18 protein-coding genes and 1 riboswitch are annotated in these 20,462 nt (G+C 42.9%); of the genes, 16 read left to right on the top strand and 2 right to left on the bottom strand.

Going from position 1 to position 20,462, the window contains the following annotated elements; translation table 11 throughout:
* The first annotated feature begins 88 nt into the window (after window positions 1-88).
* From CS921_RS10975 to CS921_RS10945, 7 genes are all read left to right on the top strand, one after another.
* On the top strand, window positions 89-967 hold the full coding sequence (locus tag CS921_RS10975; RefSeq protein WP_099223855.1) for a cation diffusion facilitator family transporter: 879 nt from the start codon (window positions 89-91) through the stop codon (window positions 965-967).
* Window positions 968-1,057: 90 nt separating this feature from the next.
* Window positions 1,058-1,750, top strand: coding sequence for a response regulator transcription factor (locus CS921_RS10970; RefSeq protein WP_099223853.1), 693 nt, complete (start codon window positions 1,058-1,060; stop codon window positions 1,748-1,750).
* Complete coding sequence (locus CS921_RS10965) at window positions 1,734-2,882, top strand: sensor histidine kinase (RefSeq protein ID WP_420843754.1); 1,149 nt, start codon at window positions 1,734-1,736, stop codon at window positions 2,880-2,882. The genes CS921_RS10970 and CS921_RS10965 overlap by 17 nt, the downstream gene beginning before the upstream one ends.
* 73 nt (window positions 2,883-2,955) lie before the next feature.
* Window positions 2,956-3,150: a hypothetical protein gene (locus CS921_RS10960; RefSeq protein WP_099223851.1), complete on the top strand. Its 195-nt coding sequence runs from the start codon at window positions 2,956-2,958 to the stop codon at window positions 3,148-3,150.
* Between the two features lie 75 nt (window positions 3,151-3,225).
* A riboswitch (SAM riboswitch) is annotated at window positions 3,226-3,331 on the top strand.
* A 100-nt stretch (window positions 3,332-3,431) separates the two neighbouring features.
* A complete protein-coding gene (locus CS921_RS10955; RefSeq protein ID WP_099223938.1) occupies window positions 3,432-4,454 on the top strand; it encodes a methionine ABC transporter ATP-binding protein in 1,023 nt (340 codons plus the stop codon).
* The gene (locus tag CS921_RS10950) at window positions 4,451-5,116 is read left to right on the top strand and encodes a methionine ABC transporter permease (protein WP_099223849.1); all 666 of its coding nucleotides are present in this window, start codon (window positions 4,451-4,453) and stop codon (window positions 5,114-5,116) included. Before CS921_RS10955 ends, CS921_RS10950 begins: the two co-directional genes overlap by 4 nt.
* Window positions 5,117-5,138: 22 nt before the next feature.
* Window positions 5,139-5,972, top strand: a complete 834-nt coding sequence (locus CS921_RS10945; RefSeq protein WP_099223847.1) for a MetQ/NlpA family ABC transporter substrate-binding protein — start codon at window positions 5,139-5,141, stop codon at window positions 5,970-5,972.
* Window positions 5,973-6,086: 114 nt separating this feature from the next.
* Here the strand turns inward: CS921_RS10945 and CS921_RS10940 are convergent, their stop codons facing one another.
* Both CS921_RS10940 and CS921_RS10935 read right to left on the bottom strand, forming a co-directional pair.
* Window positions 6,087-8,627 (bottom strand): WxL domain-containing protein, encoded by a 2,541-nt coding sequence (locus CS921_RS10940; protein WP_099223845.1) that lies wholly within the window; start codon window positions 8,625-8,627, stop codon window positions 6,087-6,089.
* A gap of 199 nt (window positions 8,628-8,826) precedes the next feature.
* Window positions 8,827-9,888: an Lmo2079 family surface lipoprotein gene (locus CS921_RS10935; protein ID WP_099223843.1), complete on the bottom strand. Its 1,062-nt coding sequence runs from the start codon at window positions 9,886-9,888 to the stop codon at window positions 8,827-8,829.
* Between the two features lie 198 nt (window positions 9,889-10,086).
* Here CS921_RS10935 and CS921_RS10930 point away from each other — a divergent pair, with 198 nt between their 5' ends.
* The 9 genes from CS921_RS10930 (at window position 10,087) to CS921_RS10890 (ending at window position 20,354) form a co-directional block, all read left to right on the top strand.
* Window positions 10,087-12,165, top strand: coding sequence for a copper-translocating P-type ATPase (locus CS921_RS10930; protein ID WP_240422342.1), 2,079 nt, complete (start codon window positions 10,087-10,089; stop codon window positions 12,163-12,165).
* A gap of 225 nt (window positions 12,166-12,390) precedes the next feature.
* Window positions 12,391-13,179, top strand: a complete 789-nt coding sequence (gene sufC, locus CS921_RS10925) for a Fe-S cluster assembly ATPase SufC (RefSeq protein WP_099223841.1) — start codon at window positions 12,391-12,393, stop codon at window positions 13,177-13,179.
* Window positions 13,180-13,198: 19 nt separating this feature from the next.
* Window positions 13,199-14,500 (top strand): Fe-S cluster assembly protein SufD, encoded by a 1,302-nt coding sequence (gene sufD, locus CS921_RS10920; protein WP_099223934.1) that lies wholly within the window; start codon window positions 13,199-13,201, stop codon window positions 14,498-14,500.
* A gap of 1 nt (window position 14,501) precedes the next feature.
* Complete coding sequence (locus CS921_RS10915; RefSeq protein ID WP_099223839.1) at window positions 14,502-15,728, top strand: cysteine desulfurase; 1,227 nt, start codon at window positions 14,502-14,504, stop codon at window positions 15,726-15,728.
* On the top strand, window positions 15,725-16,171 hold the full coding sequence (gene sufU, locus CS921_RS10910; protein WP_099223837.1) for a Fe-S cluster assembly sulfur transfer protein SufU: 447 nt from the start codon (window positions 15,725-15,727) through the stop codon (window positions 16,169-16,171). Before CS921_RS10915 ends, sufU begins: the two co-directional genes overlap by 4 nt.
* Window positions 16,172-16,191: 20 nt before the next feature.
* Window positions 16,192-17,586 (top strand): Fe-S cluster assembly protein SufB, encoded by a 1,395-nt coding sequence (sufB, locus tag CS921_RS10905; protein WP_099223835.1) that lies wholly within the window; start codon window positions 16,192-16,194, stop codon window positions 17,584-17,586.
* 451 nt (window positions 17,587-18,037) lie between these two features.
* The gene (locus CS921_RS10900; protein WP_099223833.1) at window positions 18,038-18,370 is read left to right on the top strand and encodes an LPXTG cell wall anchor domain-containing protein; all 333 of its coding nucleotides are present in this window, start codon (window positions 18,038-18,040) and stop codon (window positions 18,368-18,370) included.
* 60 nt (window positions 18,371-18,430) lie between these two features.
* The gene (locus tag CS921_RS10895) at window positions 18,431-19,156 is read left to right on the top strand and encodes a WxL domain-containing protein (protein WP_099223831.1); all 726 of its coding nucleotides are present in this window, start codon (window positions 18,431-18,433) and stop codon (window positions 19,154-19,156) included.
* A gap of 106 nt (window positions 19,157-19,262) precedes the next feature.
* Window positions 19,263-20,354 carry a WxLIP family cell surface protein gene (locus CS921_RS10890; RefSeq protein WP_099223829.1) on the top strand — a complete coding sequence of 364 codons (1,092 nt, stop codon included), beginning with the start codon at window positions 19,263-19,265 and terminating at the stop codon, window positions 20,352-20,354.
* Window positions 20,355-20,462 lie beyond the last annotated feature (108 nt).

Genomic DNA, 20,462 nt, shown 5'->3' with positions numbered 1-20,462 from the left:
CATATAACGTTGATATGATAAGATAGTTCAGGCGTTAAATTTCTTATACATATTAGCATCATAAAGCATTCAAACGGGGGCTATCAAAATGAATCACACAAATCTCACCATTCTTTCAGTTATCAGCAATTTTTGTATTGTTATTTTAAAACTGGTGGTTGGATTTTTAACAGGGTCAGTAGCAGTTATTTCAGAAGGGATCCATTCATCGATGGATTTTTTTGCGTCGGTCATTACTTTTTTCTCCATTCGGATTGCCGAACGGCCGGCAGATGAAGACCACCCGTATGGACATGGGAAGGCAGAAAATATTGCTGGAACGATCGAGACGCTGCTGATTTTTGTGGCGGGAATCTGGATCATTATTGAATCAATCAATAAATTTACTCATCCGCATGAAATTAAGTTTCCTGCGCTGGGGATTGCCGTGATGCTGTTTGGTGCACTCGTCAATGTCATTATTTCACGGATTATCAATCGAGCAGCGGAAAAGGCCAATTCGGTTGCGATGAAATCCAATGCTCTGCACTTGTTTACAGATGTTTTTACATCGCTCGGCATTGCCGCCAGCTTGCTACTTGTTCATTTAACCGGCTGGCTTTGGCTGGATCCTACGATTGCCATCATGACGGCCATTTATATTATGTTTGAAGCTTGGAAGCTGCTCAAAGAATCGTTCCCACCACTAATGGATAAACGACTTTCACGTAAAGAAGAAGAAGAAATCAAGCGAATTATTTTGGCGCATAAAGAAGAGTTTATCGAATTTCATGATTTCCGCACTAGACGTGCCGGAGCAGAAGAATACATTGACTTCCATCTGGTGGTTCCGTCTGAGCTGACGATTGAAAAAGGGCATCATCTTTGTGATGAAATTGAAGGCGAGATCAGCCGCTATTATTCGAAAGCACAGGTCCTAATCCATCTTGAGCCGGAAGAAGAACGGGTTTATCTAAGGAATGTTTAATTTATTTTAAAGAAGTCTGGAAACGGATTTCTTTTTTGTTTTGTGGAGTGGTACAATAAATAAAAACACGTTGGAAAGGAACACGGTGAAATGACCTCTATTTTAATCGCGGATGACGATAAAGAAATTGTCGATTTAGTTAAACTCTATCTTCAAAATGAAGGCTATGAGATTTTTCAGGCACATGACGGCGCCAAAGCATGGGAAATCGCCCAAGAACAAGATCTCTCACTGGTTATTTTAGATATTATGATGCCGGAAATGGACGGACTTGAAGTTTGTAAAAGAATGCGCAGTGCCGGTATCAATACACCTATTTTAATGCTAAGTGCAAAAGCAGAGGATAATGATAAAATTATGGGGCTTTTGACAGGCGCGGATGACTATATGGTCAAGCCTTTCAATCCGCTTGAATTATCCGTGCGGGTCAAAGCCATCTTGCGGCGCTTGCAATTGATGAAATCAAACGAAGCCTCCACCTCTGACACACTTGTGATTGGGCCGATTGTGGTGGATCGCGATCAGCATATTGTAACAGTGAATCAGAAGGAGCTGCATCTGACCACCTCTGAATTCGATATTCTGTTTCTGCTTGCAAGTGAGCCCGGTCGTGTTTTCAGTTCGGAGTATATTTTTGAAAAAAATTGGCAAGAAAAAGCATTTGGTGCCAGCAAAACAGTCATGGTCCACATTAGTAATTTGCGAGATAAATTACGAGAGGCGATGGGCGGCGAGAATGTGATCAAAACCATTTGGGGAGTGGGCTATAAAATTGAAGTTTAACCGCTGGATTAGTAATGTTACCCATGTCATGAAGCCATGGCAGATCGGCTTTTTTGCGATCGTTTCTTGGCTGCTCAGTGTGGCCACCCTTCAGACGTTTTATTTGTGGATGATGTACATCATGTCGAATTCTGTGGTTCTGAGCGGACTAAGTGACGCATTTTTCAGTTTGTTCGGTTATGGTAAATATCAAAATACCGTGCAGTCCCCCTTGTTCATTGCGATAAAGTACCTGATTCTTGCTGTGATCGCACTCTTTATTTTCTATTTCTTCTACCGGATCATGCGGCAGCACAATTTAAAGCTGCAGCTGCGAGTTATTAATTCGGCGCTTAATAATGATCAGCCCGTCGATACAGAAAGTCTCGCCCCTGAGATCCGCGAACTTGAAGTGAATATTGAAAAAATGCGCGAACGGCAGAAAAATCTTATGGCACAGGAGCAACAGGCGCAACAAGCAAAAAATGATCTGATCACAAATGTGTCGCATGATTTGCGGACGCCGCTCACATCCATTCTTGGTTATTTGAGCTATATTCACGAGGATCGTTATCGCGATGAAATCGAATTGCGTTATTATACAGACCTAGTCTACGATAAAGCCCACCATTTGCATAAATTGATTGATGATCTATTTTCCTATACGCGGCTTGAGAGCCCGGAATATCTGCTTGCGAATGATCAGCTGGACATGATCGAGCTGCTTCGCCAGTTGGTGGCCGAATTCGACCGTTCGGCACAGGAGAAGGGAACAGAGGTGATGGAGCACTATCGGGTAGATAATCTAATGGTCAGCGGCGATGGGAATCAGATCATGCGACTGTTTGAAAATCTGTTTTCCAATGCGCTTCGTTACGGTGAAGAGGGCGGACAGATAGAAATCACTGCTCAGCGAGACGGAGAGTGGGCCGTGATTGATGTCAGCAATTATGGTGAGGAGATTCCAGCGCTTGATTTACCGCATTTATTTGACCGTTTCTACAAAGTTGACAAGAATCGGACAACCAATGGAACAGGGCTCGGACTGGCCATTGCTAAATCTATTGTAGAGAAACACGGCGGCTTGGTAACAGCAGAGAGTAAAAACAGACGGACAACCTTTACAGTGAAATTACCGCTGATCAATCTTTAACTTTTCTTAAACTTTTCTTTCTGCTGCATTTATTTTAAGAAGTTAACATAGAGAAATGCAAGGAGGGGGAAAAATGACAAAAAAAAGTAAGATTGTGATTGTGGTTGCCTGTTTGACTGTGCTCTTGTTTTTCTTTATCACTTATCTGCTCGGCCCTCAATTTCTAGATGGATATAACGAAAGTCAGCCAACCTGGAAGATAATGGAATTAAGTACCTCTGCTGCCAAAACTGGCGGTCTGTATCATCTGATTTCTTTTGCTAACTGAAAAATTGTTTGTTGACAAAATACGGATGCCCATGTAATATAAAAAAACAGGATACTAAATCCTTATAAAGTAAATTTCTTATCAAGAGTGGCTGAGGGAACATGCCCAGTGAAGCCCGGCAACCTAAGTGGATACTTAAGGTGCTAAATCATGCAGGACGAATCGTTCTGAAAGATGAGAAGAGAGTGAATCCTTAAATGTGGTGCCTTTCTGCTCATGATGCAGAGAGGCTTTTTTTATTCGCTTTTCCGATAGAATTTAAAGAAAAAGGTGAGGAAGCAATGATTACTTTACAAAATGTCATCAAAGATTATACATCTGGCAAAAAGAAAGTACGCGCGGTTGATGATGTCAGCCTGACCATTGAGCCTGGTGAAATTTTTGGCGTAGTCGGTTACTCAGGGGCGGGAAAAAGCAGCCTGATCCGAATGTTCAATGGACTTGAATTACCGTCAGAAGGTGTCGTCAAGGTTGGCGAGCGTACGATCAGCCAAATTCGTGGTAGAGAACTTCGCAAAGCCCGCCAAAAAATCGGCATGATTTTTCAGCATTTTAATCTGCTATGGTCGCGGACGGTTTTTGAAAACATTGCCTTTCCACTTGAGATTGCAGGCGTTCCCAAGGCACAAAGAAAAGAACGGGTGAATGAACTGATTGGGCTGGTCGGCCTGTCGGGTAAAGAAGATGCCTACCCGTCCGAACTAAGCGGCGGCCAGAAGCAGCGTGTCGGAATTGCCCGGGCGCTTGCCAATGATCCAACCGTCCTCTTGTGTGACGAAGCGACATCTGCACTAGACCCGCAGACAACGGATGAAGTGCTAGATCTACTGCTCGACATCAACAAACGGCTTCATTTAACGATTATCGTCATCACACATGAAATGCACGTCATTCGTAAAATTTGTAATCGGGTGGCCGTCATGGAAGCAGGGAAAGTCGTTGAGCTCGGGCCTGTTCTTGAAGTTTTCAAGCATCCAAAAGCCCAGATTACCAAACGCTTTGTTCGTCAGGTCACCGAATCCGATGAAACAGAAGAATTGATTCATTTGCTACTTAAAAACTACCAAGACGGCAAAATTGTCAAGCTACTCTTCATGAGTGAAAATGCCACTCAGCCAATCATTTCACAAGTCGCCCAGAAAAACGGTGTCCTGTTAAATGTTCTGCACGGCAGCTTGACACAAACACAAAACGGTGCTTATGGAACACTTTACATTCAAATCCAGGGTACCGACCAGCAGATCACAGATGCCATCAATCATCTTCGCGAACTGCAAGTTGAAACGGAGGTGATTGAAGGATGAGCACACTATTTCCAAATGTCGACTGGGACATGATGTGGACCTACACAGAAGAAACCCTCTATATGACGCTGATTTCTCTAGTGGCCGTTTTTGTTCTTGGGATTCTGCTCGGTCTGCTGCTGTTCCTTTCCAATCGCAAAGACGGCAAAGGAGCCAAAGTCCTTTACTGGATTACCGCCATTCTTGTCAATATATTCCGCTCCATCCCGTTCATCATCCTGATCGTCCTGCTGCTACCAATGACCAAAACCCTAGTCGGCACCATCATTGGCCCCAAAGCGGCACTTCCAGCACTGATCATTTCGGCAGCACCATTCTATGCCCGCATGGTCGAGATTGCTTTTCGTGAAGTGGACAAAGGCGTGATCGAAGCGGCTCGTGCTATGGGAGCCAACATCTTTTCAATCGTATGGAAAGTCCTGATTCCAGAAGCCCTACCGGCAATCGTTTCCGGTATCACCGTAACGGCCATCTCACTGGTCGGCTTTACCGCCATGGCTGGTGTCATTGGGGCAGGCGGCTTGGGGAATGCCGCTTATCTCGAAGGTTTCCAGCGTAATCAACCAGATGTGACACTTGTATCGACCATCATTATTTTGGTGATCGTCTTTATCTTCCAAATTATTGGCGACTTAATCACAAAAGCCGTCGACAAACGTTAATTAAAAAAGGAGAGTAATAAAAATGAAAAAATGGATTGCTGCAATTCTAATTACCAGCCTGGCTGCAGTGCTTGTTGCTTGCGGAGGCGGATCTTCCGATGAAAAATCTTCCAGTTCCAAGGATAACCAACTTGTCGTAGGGGCGTCCAACACGCCGCATGCACAAATTCTGGAACAAGCGAAACCGATCCTTAAAAAAGAAGGGATCGACCTGAAAATCGTCAAGTATTCTGACTATGTGATGCCGAATAAAGCCTTAGATGAAGGGGAACTAGATGCCAACTACTTCCAGCATAAACCCTATCTTGAATTAGAAGAAAAGGAAAAAGGCTATGATTTTGCAGATGTAGGGGCTATCCATATCGAGCCGCTGGGCATCTATTCCAAAAAAGTCAAAAATTTGGAAGATCTGAAAGACGGCGCAACCATCCTTGTTTCCAACAGCCAATCTGACTGGCCGCGCGTTCTGGGCATTTTTGAAGATGCCGGTTTGATCACATTGAAAGACGGCGTTAAAAAAGAAGAAGCGACTTTTGATGATATTAAAGACAATCCAAAAAACTTGAAATTCAAGTATGATTTAGACCCAGCCTATCTAATGACCGCCTATAACAACGAAGAAGGCGATGCTGTAGCAATCAATTCCAACTTTGTCGTCGATCAAGGCTTGAATCCGACCAAAGATGCGATTGCACTTGAAAGTAAAGATTCTCCATATGCCAATATTGTCGTCACACAGGAAAAGAATAAAGATGACAAAAACGTGAAAAAACTTGTCGAAGTTCTTCATTCCAAAGAGATTCAAGATTGGATCTTGGAAGAGTGGGACGGAGCAGTCGTTCCGGTTGATAAATAAAATCAAATCCCGCAATAATACCTTTTTAACAAGGATTATTGCGGGATTTTTAATTTCTAACGAATAAAAAAGCTATGTAAGAGACCGTTCAAAGTCACTTTACATAGCTTTTTATCAAGGGGCTGTAATAATCTGCCATTCAAGATTTGTTGTATATTTATCTGTGAGAGCTTCACCCGCGTTTGCTTGCAGGAAGAAGCCGTGATTTTGATCCCAAGAAATACGGCACTCATGACTAGCCGGATCTGTGGAATTGTATGAATAAATCTGCTGGGCAGTGCCAATGGTTAAACTAGATCCGCTAGAACTACCATTTGGGACATAATATAGTGGCAGCTGCAGCTCATTTCCAGCATCTGATTTAAATTTTGCTGTTTGAGCTACAGTTAGCCGCCAGTTTTTTTCACAGGCACGGGTATCATCAATGATGACTTGGCGTGAACTAGCTTGATTGGCAAACCGGGTATATTTTTGCGGAATAACCTGTGTACCAAAATCCAAACTGTCGATTTGTTTGATGACTAATTCGCCAAGAGGCAGATCATCTAGAGGAACAAATCCTGTGTCAGTCACTTTAAAAGCCCTTTTATTATCCTTAAGCGCTGGGACTGTTGGATGGCTATCATCATCATTATATAAAGTTGCGGCTTTGGATTCTATAACCACAATGTCACCATAGCGAACAGTTTGACTTGGATAAGCACTTCCTGAGCTATCTTTGTAGCTAGATTGGAAACTGACAGAAGTAGTGCTGTCGTCTGCAACCTGGTATACAAATGCATTTGCACCGTCTGAACTATAAGCGATGTTGCCAGCGTCATTTGTATGGTAATAGCTCATGGTAAATGGTCCAGCTTTTAAACTGCTCTGCTGGTTATTTCCATATGTAGCTGTAATTGTAGGAACGCCACCATGATGCAAAGTCAGAACTGCACCATCAGTACCACTTTTTGTAGATGGAATGGCTAAGCTATCCCCATAAGTGACATTGACAGGCACCTCGATTGTTGCTTGAGATTCTTCTTTTTGAATGACAACTTTCGCTTTTACCGGAGTACTGCCAGTAATAAACTGTGTGGACGGAATACCATCTGCAGCAAAACCGACCACTTTTGCATCACTTGATAAATTTGTGACAAAATTTGCCGCTGTCATTTGACTGACATCCGTTCCAAGTGGGACAGTTTGTGGAACAGGATCAGCAGTTGGCGCTGATGATTTAATAAAATCGAGTGATACCACATTGGACTCCATACCTAACGTATTTACGCAATGGACTTTAATGGTGTGTTTTCCGTAACTTAAAGTGTCGATAATGCTCTCAGGAACTGTGAACTCTCCCCATACGGACTCGTTTTCCGGGTAATCATTTAAAAACTCAATATCTTTCCCATCATCAATTGAATAGTAGAAATTAGCTGAGGAAGATGAAGAAGGGTCCGTCCATGTTCCTGACAATTTTAGTAAATCACCTTGATTGATTGTCATTGTAGACTTCTGGTCAAGTGTAATTGTAGGTGGATCAAGTGCGCCAAAATAAAGGTCAAAATTAATCGTGCGGCTCTCATTTCTCAGAAGAGGAATTTGATCCCATTCTAAAAACACACCGCTGTTAGCCCCATTATAAATGACTGAACCTGTATTTAGATTTTCAATTTCCTTCCCTTGAACAGCATCACTTGGATTAGAAATCATTTGACTTCGGTTGAAAGTACTAAATATTCCGCTTTTTTCAACATAGCCCATCTCATCATATGTATCACCATTAAAAGATTGACCGGCAGACCAACTATCAACATCAGTTGTCAAAAAACTTAGTTGATGGACGCCATCTTCCACATACATCCCGCGATTACTACCAATAGCTTTAATCGGATAGTTGACGTTATTAATTTTTGCATCAAAAGCCCAAATAAAACCAGTATTCTGGGAAGATACATAATTCATGTATATGGCTCCCATTGTAGAATTTGTGATATTTGTTGAAACATGAATAAGTCCATCAGTCCGTGGAGTGAGTGTTGTTTCAAAAGTAAAACTGATCCCTGCCAATGTGGAGCCTAAGTGGTCCAATTTTGTTTTACATGTAATCGAGTAGATAGGATTCCCTTGAGCATCCACTTCATTTGTATTATGTGAAACAATTGTGTCACTTCCAAAGTTTGTTTCGTGATCGATTACCTGATCCTGATATTGATGTGAATAAATCCGCATCTGTGTATAATTAGCAGCACCATTTTGGAAAAATTCAAAATCAGTTCGGTTGCCACTTGGATCATAGTAGGCTACATACGGCTTAGAAGCACAAGGCTGGCTATTTTTGCTAGAAAAGCCATATTCAATTTTAGAATTGTCTGCCATAGTAATATATTTACTAGATTGAGAACTTTTTAGGTTGGACGATGGTGCTGGTGCCGCATCGCTCTGGTCAGAAATAGAATCAGATGTATCGGCGGATGTTTCTTGTTCGTTAGCGTATTGTGTATTTTTTTGACTATTATCATTAAAAGGAGCTATATCGCTTGTTGACTGTGGTGAGTCAGTCGTGCTCGCATTTAAGTCAATTTTATTCTCTGCAAAAGTATATATAGGAGATACAAGTGCAAAAAATAAAAGGATGAAAAATAGAAAAAGCATGTAATTTTTTTTGGTCATAAGACACCTCCCAAAATATAATAGCGCGATTGTCAAAAAAAAATAGTATGAAATTAGTATGAAATTCTTTTTTTATTTGTCGAAATTATGAACCTTGTAGTAGAAACAGAACTGAAAAATGCAGGAAACTAAATAGAACCAAAACGGCCCAGTCATTTTTTGACTAGAGCTGTTTTGGTTCTCATCTTTTTTGATTGAATTATTCACTCAAGTAAACCTTTAAACCATCTGAAATGGCTTTATCCAGTTCTTTTTTGGTGACAATTTGGCTATTGGTCGGCAGTGCAGGAATTTCTTGAAAGTCCTGCATGGTAATATCAGTTGTAAAGCCGATATTTTCTTTTGTTTGTCGATTTTGATAATCAAGCTTGATTTTTAAGGAAGAAAATCCTTTGTTAGCGTCCGGTTTCATAATCAGCTTGGCCGTCAAGGATTGATCGTTGTCATTTTCGATCGTTTTAAATGTAGCGAGCAGATTTTTCTTCATCGTCTGCCACTCTTTCTCAGCCTCTTTTTTAGAAGTCTGATTATTATCAGCAATCAAATGAACAATCGCGTCACTCTGATTTAACTCCTGAGTCAATTGCTTCGCTAGTTCTGTAAAATCTTGTTTAGTAAGCTCAATCGTTACCTGACCGTCTTTATTGGTTTTGAAACGATCATCCTCCAGCGTATTTAAAAAGTCATAAATGGCTACCCCAACTTGCTGTTGAAGCTCATTCATTGATTTAGCCTGCATCTTGACAGACTCCTGGTCGATCGTTTTGTTCGTGATATTTTGCATAGCTTCGTAGAAATCTAAATACTTATCCTTCAAATCCTTGTTGTTTGAGAGCACAGTATCGAGCACCTGATTAATTTGATCCGAGAAAAGACTTTGCAAACTGCTGTCCGTATCATAAATGACGCTAACCGGTACATAGACTCGGCCGTTTTCTAAGTCAGTCAAGGTTTCAAATTGAAGGTCATACTGATTGCCAAAGAGAAAATCAATCTTTTCAAGCGACCGTCCCGCATCTCCGTCGTAGGACAAGGAATAATCTAAAGTAGCATTCGTTAAATCACCAATCGGGTCCACATTCAGCTGCTCAGCCAGATTATCAGAAAGATGATCTATTTTCATCGTGACATCTGCTGTATATTGCTTGTTTGCTGCAACCTTCTGCAAGGCTGAGGTAAATTCGGATTTTGGCGAACTGCAACCAGATATGGTAACTAAAAGCAATGCTAAAAGCGAAATAAGGGCCATTGCTTTCTTCATAAAAATTCTCCTTTATAAGTGATGGCTTTTTTTAGATAAAAAGTCTAATCAAATATTTCATTTTTGTTACACTAGAATAACAATAACATATCAAGACAAATAGTTCAATATTTCAAGACAAAAAGGTGTTTACGAAAAATAAAAGGTGGTATAATTCTCATATAATACCTATAGGGGGTATATGAGGAGTGAATAAAAATGAACCACAATCAAAATTCAGGAACTGTTCAACGGCATAAGGAACACTCGCCCATGAAACAGCACGATCATCACAAGCAAACAGATAGACATCATGAAAAGACAGGCCATGGCGGGCATCATGATTCCGGTGACGGGCAAATGATGCATCATCATGGGGACTTTAAAAAGCGTTTCTTTCTCTCACTGATTCTCACGCTGCCCATTTTTTTCTTATCCTCCATGACAACCATGCTTACAGGAATTGAAATAAGTTTTCCCGGTGCAGACTGGCTGTTGTTTCTATTGTCGACCATTATTTTCTTCTATGGAGGCTGGCCGTTTCTAACGGGGATGATGACAGAAGTCAAAGCGAAAAATCCGGCGATGATGACATTGATCTCGCTTGCCATCGTGGTCGCGTATCTTTACAGCACGGCGATTCTGTTCTTTTCCTCAGGGATGAATTATTTTTGGGAACTAGCCACGCTGATCGACATTATGCTGCTCGGGCATTGGATTGAGATGCGCGCCGTCATGAAGGCTGGAGATGCTTTGCAGAAAATGGCCGAGCTGCTGCCAGGGGATGCCCACCTTGTCACCGAACAAGATGAAATCAAAGACGTTCCCCTGCAGGAAATCCAAAAAGGCCAGATCGTGTTGGTAAAAGAAGGCGAAAAAATGCCGGCGGATGGTCGAATCGTCCGTGGTAGCACCCATGTCAACGAAGCCATGTTAACCGGAGAATCAAAAGCCGTGGCCAAAGAGGTTGGCAGTGACGTGATTGCCGGCTCGATCAATGGGAATCAGGCGGTCCGCGTGGAAGTAACTGCTACTGGAGAGGACAGCTACTTGTCGCAGGTGATCAAACTGGTGAGCGATGCCCAAAAGGAAAAATCACGCACCGAAACGTTATCCGATAAAGCCGCCAAACTATTGTTCTACGTGGCCTTGGCAGCAGGCATCATCACATTTATCGTCTGGTTCTGGCTGTCAGCCGACTGGTCGGAAGCCATCAATCGAGCGGTCACCGTCCTGATCATCGCGTGTCCGCATGCACTAGGCCTGGCCATTCCGCTGGTCGTAGCAAGATCAACCTCCCTGTCCGCAAAAAACGGCCTTCTAATCCGCCGCCGCATGGCCCTTGAAGATGCCCGCTTGATCGACACGGTTGCATTCGACAAAACCGGCACGCTGACAGAAGGCGAGTTCAAGTTGACCGATATCGTGGTCGAAACTGGCACAGAAGACGAGCTGCTCCAAATTTTTGCTGCTCTTGAAAATCAAATGAGCCACCCAATTGCGATAAGCATCGTCCAAGAAGCCAAAAGTCGAGCGCTCACTTTCCAGAATGCCGATCAAGTGACCGCCATTTCAGGCGTCGGACTAGAAGGAAAAGTTGGCGGTGCGACATATAAAATTGTGAATACCCGTTATTTGCGGCAGCACTGGCCAAACCTTGATCTGGCGAAAGCCGACCAGTTTGCCGGTGAGGGAAAAACCGTTTCCTTCTTATTAAAAGAAAATCAGCTGATCGGCTATGTGGCCATTGCAGATGAAGTGCGCGAAACGGCTAAAGAAACCATCAACGGCCTGCACAAACTGCACAAAAAAGCGATGATGCTGACAGGTGACAGCCGCCAAGTAGCAGATAAAGTAGGCGCCATCCTTGGAATCGACTATGTGGAGGCGGAACTCCTGCCGCAAGATAAGGCGAAAACGATCCAAAAATATCAGCACCAAAAGGAAACCGTCATGATGGTCGGCGATGGTGTCAATGATTCGCCAGCGCTTGCCACTGCCAAAGTAGGCGTTGCCATTGGAGCCGGCACAGATGTTGCGATGGAAACCGCCGATGTCATCCTATCAAAAAGCAACCCGAAAGATGTGCTCTATCTAATTCGCCTCTCCAAAGAAACCTACCGGAAAATGATTCAGAACCTGTGGTGGGCAGCCGGCTATAATATTCTGGCCATCCCACTGGCAGCTGGAGTTCTGGCACCAATCGGGCTCATTCTTTCCCCAGCGCTCGGTGCCGTGCTGATGTCACTAAGTACGATCATCGTGGCCATCAACGCCCAGCTCATGAAAGTAAAATGAACACACAAAAGAGTGCCGCTTCGCGTGGTGCTCTTTATTTTTTAGGCTCCGCTTTTCTCAAATAACTTTACAAAAATGATAATGATTCAAGGGTGGAAAAATCCGCTTATTAATAGTAGAATGAAGGATAGATATGAAAGCAGTCCATTTCTTATATTTGTAATTAAATTAGAATTATACTAAACTGGATTTATGCTGAAAATGAACTGAGGGAGGGTATTTTGAATGGCAACACTTAAGATTCAAGATTTACATGTTGAGATAGAAGGAAAAGAAATTTTAAAAGGTGTGAACCTTGAAATTTCCACTGGCGAGATTCATGCCATCATGGGACCGAACGGAACGGGCAAATCGACGTTATCTGCTGCAATCATGGGGCATCCAAAATATGAAGTCACACAAGGAACCATCACCCTTGACGGGGAAGATGTACTTGAAATGGAAGTAGATGAAAGAGCGCGGGCAGGCCTGTTTCTTGCCATGCAGTATCCAAGTGAGATCAGCGGCGTCACCAATGCTGAATTTATCCGAGCAGCGATCAACAGCAGACGCGAAGAAGGTCAGGAAATCCCACTCATGAAATTCATTCGCATGCTGGATGACAAAATGGAACTGCTTGAAATGGACGAAGAAATGGCAGAACGTTACCTGAACGAAGGCTTCTCCGGCGGGGAGAAAAAACGGAATGAAATCTTGCAGCTGCTGATGATCGAGCCCAAAATTGCGATTTTAGACGAAATCGACTCCGGTCTTGACATCGATGCCCTGAAAGTTGTTTCTAAAGGGGTAAATGCCATGCGCGGCGAAGGCTTTGGCTGCATGATCATCACGCACTATCAACGCCTGCTCAACTATATTACCCCTGATTTTGTCCACGTCATGATGCAAGGGAAAGTGGTCAAAGAAGGCGGCCCTGAACTGGCGAAACGCTTAGAAGCAGAAGGCTATGACTGGATCAAACAAGAGCTCGGCATCGAATTTGACGAAGAAGAAGAAACGGTTGACCAAAATTAAGAAAGGTGAGGTTAAAATCATGACAGAAAATACAATAGTACAAGATGATTTTATCCGCGCTTTTTCTGAAAATGCAGGCGAGCCTAAGGAACTGACCGAACGCCGTCTTGCATCTTGGAAACTTGCAAGTGAACTCGACTTGCCTTTTGTGGATAAAACAAAAATCAATCGGTGGAATTTGACCAAATTTGATACCTATCAGGCCTTCCAGCCAGGTGTAACAGAGGAAACATTGCCGGAAAAAGTCCAAGCGATTGTTGATTTTGAAAATAAACAAGCCAATTACTATATCCAAATTGATCAACGCCCAGCGAAATGCGTTTTAAATGAAGAACTGAAAGCAAAAGGCGTCATCTTGACGGATATTTTTACAGCAGCGAAAGAATACCCGGAGCTGTTTGAAAAGTATTTCATGACGACGGCCGTTGAAGCAAATGAACACAAACTGACGGCTTTCCATGCGGCACTTGTAAATGGCGGTGTTTTTCTATATGTGCCTAAAAACGTGGTCATTGAAGAACCCATCCAAGCCGTTTTTGCCAGCAATCAAACTGATTCACCGCTAATCAATCATGTGCTCCTTGTAGCGGATGATAACAGCCAGGTCACCTATGTGGAAAACTATGTGTCCCTGCACGCAGACGCAAGCGGAATTGCGAATATTGTGGAGGAAGTAATCGCCCTGAACAATGCCAAGATTACTTTCGGCGCAGTGGATACTTTGGCAGAAAATGTCGTCAGCTATGTCAACCGGCGCGGCCATATCGGCAGTGACAGCCGGATTGAGTGGGCACTGGGCCTGATGAATGACGGCGACACCATCAACGAAAATACGACCAACCTAATTGGCAGCGGCTCAAGCGGCGATGTCAAAACGGTCACAGTCGGCCGAGGCAAGCAGACACAAAACGTCACCACTCGTGTCACACATTACGGAAAAGGCTCCATCGGGACGATCCTTTCACACGGCCTCATGCGCGACAAAGCGACAACGATTTTCAACGGGATTGGCCATATCAAACACGGCGCTTCCAAATCAGACGCTCAGCAAGAGTCGCGCGTTCTGATGCTCAGCCCGAAAGCCCGCGGAGATGCCAATCCGATCTTGTTGATCGATGAAAATGATGTTGTGGCAGGTCATGCCGCATCAGTCGGCCGTGTCGACCCGGTTCAAATGTTCTACCTAATGAGCCGCGGCATCTCGAAGCACGAAGCAGAACGTTTGATCATCCATGGCTTCCTCGATCCGGTAGTCCGCGTATTGCCGATCGAAGGCGTCAAAGTCATGCTGAAAGACGTTATCGAAGGGAAAGTGCGGTAAAATGATAGACATCCAAAAAATTCGGTCCGATTTTAAAATTCTCGATCAAAAAGTGAATGATCAGCCGCTCGTCTATCTGGATAATGCGGCGACCTCGCAAACGCCCAAACAGGTGATTGATGCCTTAGTCAATTACTATGAGCTGGACAATGCCAATGTCCATCGCGGTGTGCATACGCTGGCTGGACGGGCGACAGATGCCTACGAGGCGGCACGTGCCAAAGTGGCTCGATTTCTGAATGCCCGAGTGACAAGTGAGATCATTTTCACACGGGGGACGACGACAGCTTTGAATCTTGTGGCGGACAGCTACGGGGAGGCGAATGTTTCAGCAGGAGACGAGATTGTGATTTCCTATTTGGAGCACCATAGTAATCTGATCCCCTGGCAGCAGCTTGCCAAAAGAAAAGGGGCCGTCCTGAAGTATCTGGATTTGGAAAAAGACGGGACAATCACAGTCGAACAGGCTGAACAAGTGATTACAGAGAAAACGAAAATTGTCGCATTGGCCCATGTTTCCAATGTTCTCGGTAGCATTACGCCAATTAAGGAAATCGCAAGCATCGCGCATAAGCATGGGGCGGTCATCGTAGTAGACGGTGCCCAGGCTGTCCCGCATCTCAAAGTAGACGTGCAGGACTTGGATGCTGATTTCTATGCCTTTTCTGGTCATAAGATGCTTGGCCCGACCGGAACGGGTGCCTTATATGGAAAACGCGAGCTGCTGGAAAATATGGAACCGACCGAATTTGGCGGAGAAATGATCGACTTTGTGGAACTATATGACTCCACTTGGAAAGAACTCCCTTGGAAATTTGAGCCGGGAACCCCAATCATTGGCGGGCAGATTGCCATGGGGGCAGCAATCGACTATCTGGAAGCAGTCGGAATCGACCATATTCACCAGCATGAAATGGAGCTGGCCGGCTATGCGATCGACAAAATGCAGCAGATTTCCGGACTTGAAATTTATGGTCCGCTTGATCCGGCCAAGCGCTGCGGACTTGTGACATTTAATCTTACAGGTGTCCATCCTCACGATGTGGCAACAGTCCTTGATGAGGAAGGAATTGCGATACGGGCAGGCCATCACTGTGCCCAGCCATTAATGAAATGGCTTGACGTAAGCTCGACTGCTCGCGCAAGTTTCTACCTATATAATACAAAAGAAGAAATCGATGCTCTGATTCAAGGGCTCGAATTAACGAAGGAGTATTTTGGCTTATGAAAAGTCGCAAATTAGATCAGCTTTATAGACAGGTGATTATGGATCATTATAAAAATCCGCGCAATAAAGGTGAACTGCCGGATTCCAGTGTAACGATCGATCTTAACAACCCGACCTGCGGCGACCAGATCCACCTTCACCTGAAAATTGACGGCGACAAAATCACAGCAGCAAGCTTTACCGGAGACGGCTGCTCGATCTCCATGGCCAGTGCCTCGATGATGACGCAAAGTGTTGTTGGTCATACTGAAAAAGAAGCACTTGAAATGAGCCACCAGTTTTCAGAAATGGTACAGGGACATGCGCATGAAGTGATCGACGACGAGGGAGATGTAGAGGCACTTGCCGGTGTGGCTAAATTTCCTGCTCGAATCAAATGTGCAACCCTCGCCTGGAAAGCGATGGAAAAAGCCATCTATGAAAAAGAAGCCAGTGAAAAATAACGCTAAAGGAGGAGAAGCATGTGACTGAAATTCCAGAAATTGGCGAATACCAATATGGATTCCATGATAAAGACACATCTGTGTTCCGTACCGAACGCGGACTTACAGCAGAAATCGTAAAAGAGATTTCAAAAATAAAAGAAGAGCCGGAATGGATGCTTGACTTCCGCCTTAAGTCACTTGAACAGTTCTACAAAATGCCGATGCCAATGTGGGGTGGGGACCTGTCTGAGCTGAGCTTTGAAGATATTACGTATTACGTAAAACCATCCGAGCAGACCGTTCGCTCGTGGGATGAAGTGCCGGAAGAAATCAAGCGAACCTTCGACAAACTAGGTATTCCGGAAGCGGAGCAAAAATACTTGGCCGGCGCTTCTGCACAGTACGAATCAGAAGTCGTTTATCACAATATGAAGCAAGATTTGGAAGATATGGGGATTATTTTTAAAGATACAGATACGGCATTGAAAGAGGACGAAGAAATCTTCAAACAGTATTTCTCCAAAATCATCCCGCCTTCTGACAATAAATTTGCCGCACTCAATTCAGCGGTCTGGTCGGGCGGATCGTTCATCTATGTACCGCCAGGCGTTAAAGTCGATACACCGCTTCAAGCCTACTTCCGCATCAACTCTCAAAATATGGGCCAATTTGAACGGACACTCATCATTGTTGATGAAAATGCCAGTGTCAATTATGTCGAAGGCTGTACAGCACCCGTCTATACCACCAACTCTCTCCATGCAGCAGTTGTAGAGATTATTGTGAAGCCGGGCGGATACTGCCGCTATACGACCATTCAAAACTGGGCGAACAATGTGTACAATTTGGTGACGAAACGAACCTATGTCGAAGAAAATGCCACAATGGAATGGATTGATGGGAATATCGGTTCCAAACTGACGATGAAGTATCCATCCTGTTATCTGCGCGGAGAAGGAGCTCGGGGTACAACACTTTCCATCGCCATTGCCGGCAAAGGTCAGCGTCAGGATGCCGGTGCGAAAATGGTCCATTTGGCACCTAATACATCCAGTACAATTGTTTCCAAATCGATCTCCAAACAAGGTGGTAATGTGACGTATCGTGGAATTGTCCATTTTGGTCGCAATGCTGACAGTGCGCGTTCCAATATTGAATGTGACACACTGATTATGGATAACGCTTCGACATCTGATACGATCCCTTATAATGAAATTTTAAACAGTAATATTTCCTTAGAACATGAAGCAAAAGTTTCCAAAGTCTCAGAAGAGCAGCTTTTCTACCTGATGAGTCGCGGGGTTTCTGAAGAAGAAGCAACAGAAATGATCGTGATGGGCTTCATTGAACCATTTACAAAGGAATTACCAATGGAATATGCTGTTGAAATGAACCGCCTTATCAAGTTTGAAATGGAAGGGTCAATTGGTTAAAAACTTTTTTAAACAGACGAAATCTAAATGAAAAGAGGTCTAAATAATCTTTGACGAGATTATTTAGACCTCTTTTTTTGGTTATGATAGAAGTTGTTCAATTTTTGTTCACAAAAAAAGGCGATATTTGTACGAATTAGAACTACATGATTTTAAAAGCAGTGATATTCTTTTAACAGGATCTGTGGCAAGAAGACACAAACTATACAATATCAAATTTTATAATCTTTATTAAAAAATGAAATTGGCTAAAAGACGAACTATTTTTATTGAAGGTAGTTGAGTGAGACAAATTATACATAATATTGTTACGAAATTATGAAGACAATATTTTTTGCTCTAAATTTTTAGTACATTCCATTGATACAAGGTTTTTAATTTGATAAAGTACAGTGTGTGCTAAATTAGTAAGAGGAGGAGGAACGTGAAGAAGTTACTTATATTGGGTATTATGACGTGTAGTTTCATCATCATGCCGCAAGTGATTTCAGCGGACACAACGTATTCTGATCAGGGTGCGGTTAGTGAAGCAGGAATTACCTTTAGTGGTTATGAAGATGGCACGAAGCCTTCAGATGATGAGAACCATTCAGGATCAGATGGCAGCACGATACCAGATGGATCAAGCAGGTCGATTGATCAGGGGGATACCACTAAAAGTGTCATCAGTCTTCCTAAAACCGGGGATACACAACCGCAGTTAGCTTGGGTTGCAGGTGCAGGACTAATTTGCCTGGGAATCTATGGTCTCAAGAAAACAAGCAAAAAAGAACAAGAAAAATAAGCAGAAACAAGCGCATCAAGCGTTTGATTTTCTAAAAAAACTAAAGGAGTTTAACACAGAATGAAAATGAAAAAAACACTTACAGTATTGACTGCTTTTGCAGTAACAGCACTACCAGTTATCACACTAGTTGGTACAGATGTATCAGCTGCTAATACAACTTATGGCGATGGTACAGCAACTTCAAACGGGACGATTACGTTCACACCAAATACATCACCAGTTAACCCAGTTGATCCAGACAATGACGATCCATATACACCGGACGATAACCCTGTTAATCCAGATGTGGAGGATGCACTAAAAATTGCCTATGTTTCTAGTTTAGACTTTGACACAAACCAAATCAACACTACAGATCACACCTACCCTGCTAAACAAGTAAAAATGACTAATAATGAAACTGGTGAAATAAAATACACAGATCCAGCAGTAACTGTATCCGATGGTCGTGGTACTGGTGCTGGTTGGAAATTAAAAGTTAAACTAGGTGGAGAATTTACTCAAACAGGAACAAATGCAGATACCCTTGAAGGGGCACAACTTACCCTAGCAAGTACTAAGGTCTATTCCAATAAATCTAATGAAGGAAAGACGACACCAGTAGCAGCCCAAAGCCTTACTTTAACTACGGCAGACCAACCTATGCTGACAGCAGCTACAAATACGGGCTTGGGTACTTGGCAAGAAGAATTTTCAGCTAACCTAAATGTAAAAGCCAACACAGCTAAAGAAGGAACATATACAAATACCTTGGTTTGGACATTAGCAGATACCCCTGCTTGATTTTTGACCATAAAGAATATTGCGCCGACTTTTTTGTCGGCGCAACTATTTTTATTATTATGTCGAACTTTCGGCACCGAATATTTGAAGGAGTGACTGAGAAATAATGCGATTTACTGTGAAATTCTTTATAGCGCTCGGTTTATTGTTTACCGGGCTGAATTTATTACCGCAGATGGCGAGTGCGGATTCTACAATTAATTTTGGTGTTGAAGCTGAAATACCGGATAACCAAATTGACAAAAAGCAAAGCTACTTTGATTTAAAGATGTCTCCTGGTCAGGAGCAAACGGTTTATGTAAATGTTTCCAATGCAACAAGTAATAAAGTAACGGTTGAAATGAATATCAATGCTGCTACAACAAATGATAACGGCTATGTCGACTATTCAGAAGGCGATAAAAAACCGGATGCCTCAATGAAAAACAATATTACAGATATGGTTGAGTATGATAAAGAGATTGAAGTTCAACCTGGTGAAACAAAAAAAGTGCCAATCAAAATTACCATGCCGGACGAATCCTATGACGGCATTGTTTTAGGCGGTATTAATTTTACACAAAAAGAATCAGAAGTAGCAGGGGATGAAGAATCCTCAAAAGACGAATCAATGGTTAAAAACCGCTATTCTTACGTTATCGGCTTAATGCTGACAGAGACGGATACGGCAGTTGAGCCTGATATGGAACTGAAAAGTATCAAACCAGGGCAATACAATTATGCGAACTATGTCAAAGTAAACTTACAAAATCCAACTTCTGCCATGATCACTGGCCTTAATATTGATGCAAAAGTTTATAAAGACGGCAGTGATGAAGTTTTACATGAAACTAAAAAAGAGGGCCTATCAATGGCACCTAATTCTAATTTCAATTATATGATTGATTGGGAGAATCAGGAATTCAAGCCGGGCACGTATCGAATGAAGATGACGGCAACAGATGGAAATGACCATACGTGGAAATGGGATGAGAAATTTACCATTGAGCGTGATGATGCCAAAAAGTATAATGACCGTGCTGTGGGCTTAGAAAAAGATTATACATGGTTGTACATTACGCTGGGTATTGTAGGCTTGCTGATCTTGTTACTGATTGTATTCCTATTAGGACGTCGTTCTTCTAAGAAAAAAGAAAATCGTCTGAAAGAACAAATGAAACAGGAACTAGAAAATAAAGACAATGATCCAAAAGAATAAGCATAATAGGCACCGCACTCTTTCTACATGAGAGTGCGGTGCTTTTTGTTCTAGTAATTTGTAGAAAGTATGGGGAACAAATCTCGTTTTACAAAACTCCATATGTGG

Source organism: Listeria costaricensis, assembly GCF_900183385.1.
Taxonomy (GTDB): Bacteria; Bacillota; Bacilli; order Lactobacillales; family Listeriaceae; genus Listeria; species Listeria costaricensis.
Note: the sequence above shows the minus strand (reverse complement) of the source record. Positions and strands in the feature narration are given on the sequence as shown.

Coding starts and splice junctions, on each gene's coding strand:
- CS921_RS10915 (WP_099223839.1), top strand. CDS start 14,502: ATGATAGACATCCAAAAAATTCGGTCCGATTTTAAAATTCTCGATCAA.
- CS921_RS10890 (WP_099223829.1), top strand. CDS start 19,263: ATGCGATTTACTGTGAAATTCTTTATAGCGCTCGGTTTATTGTTTACC.
- CS921_RS10950 (WP_099223849.1), top strand. CDS start 4,451: ATGAGCACACTATTTCCAAATGTCGACTGGGACATGATGTGGACCTAC.
- sufC (WP_099223841.1), top strand. CDS start 12,391: ATGGCAACACTTAAGATTCAAGATTTACATGTTGAGATAGAAGGAAAA.
- CS921_RS10900 (WP_099223833.1), top strand. CDS start 18,038: ATGACGTGTAGTTTCATCATCATGCCGCAAGTGATTTCAGCGGACACA.
- CS921_RS10970 (WP_099223853.1), top strand. CDS start 1,058: ATGACCTCTATTTTAATCGCGGATGACGATAAAGAAATTGTCGATTTA.
- CS921_RS10935 (WP_099223843.1), bottom strand. CDS start 9,888: ATGAAGAAAGCAATGGCCCTTATTTCGCTTTTAGCATTGCTTTTAGTT.
- CS921_RS10940 (WP_099223845.1), bottom strand. CDS start 8,627: ATGACCAAAAAAAATTACATGCTTTTTCTATTTTTCATCCTTTTATTT.
- CS921_RS10930 (WP_240422342.1), top strand. CDS start 10,087: ATGAACCACAATCAAAATTCAGGAACTGTTCAACGGCATAAGGAACAC.
- sufU (WP_099223837.1), top strand. CDS start 15,725: ATGAAAAGTCGCAAATTAGATCAGCTTTATAGACAGGTGATTATGGAT.
- CS921_RS10960 (WP_099223851.1), top strand. CDS start 2,956: ATGACAAAAAAAAGTAAGATTGTGATTGTGGTTGCCTGTTTGACTGTG.
- CS921_RS10895 (WP_099223831.1), top strand. CDS start 18,431: ATGAAAATGAAAAAAACACTTACAGTATTGACTGCTTTTGCAGTAACA.
- CS921_RS10955 (WP_099223938.1), top strand. CDS start 3,432: ATGATTACTTTACAAAATGTCATCAAAGATTATACATCTGGCAAAAAG.
- CS921_RS10975 (WP_099223855.1), top strand. CDS start 89: ATGAATCACACAAATCTCACCATTCTTTCAGTTATCAGCAATTTTTGT.
- CS921_RS10945 (WP_099223847.1), top strand. CDS start 5,139: ATGAAAAAATGGATTGCTGCAATTCTAATTACCAGCCTGGCTGCAGTG.
- sufD (WP_099223934.1), top strand. CDS start 13,199: ATGACAGAAAATACAATAGTACAAGATGATTTTATCCGCGCTTTTTCT.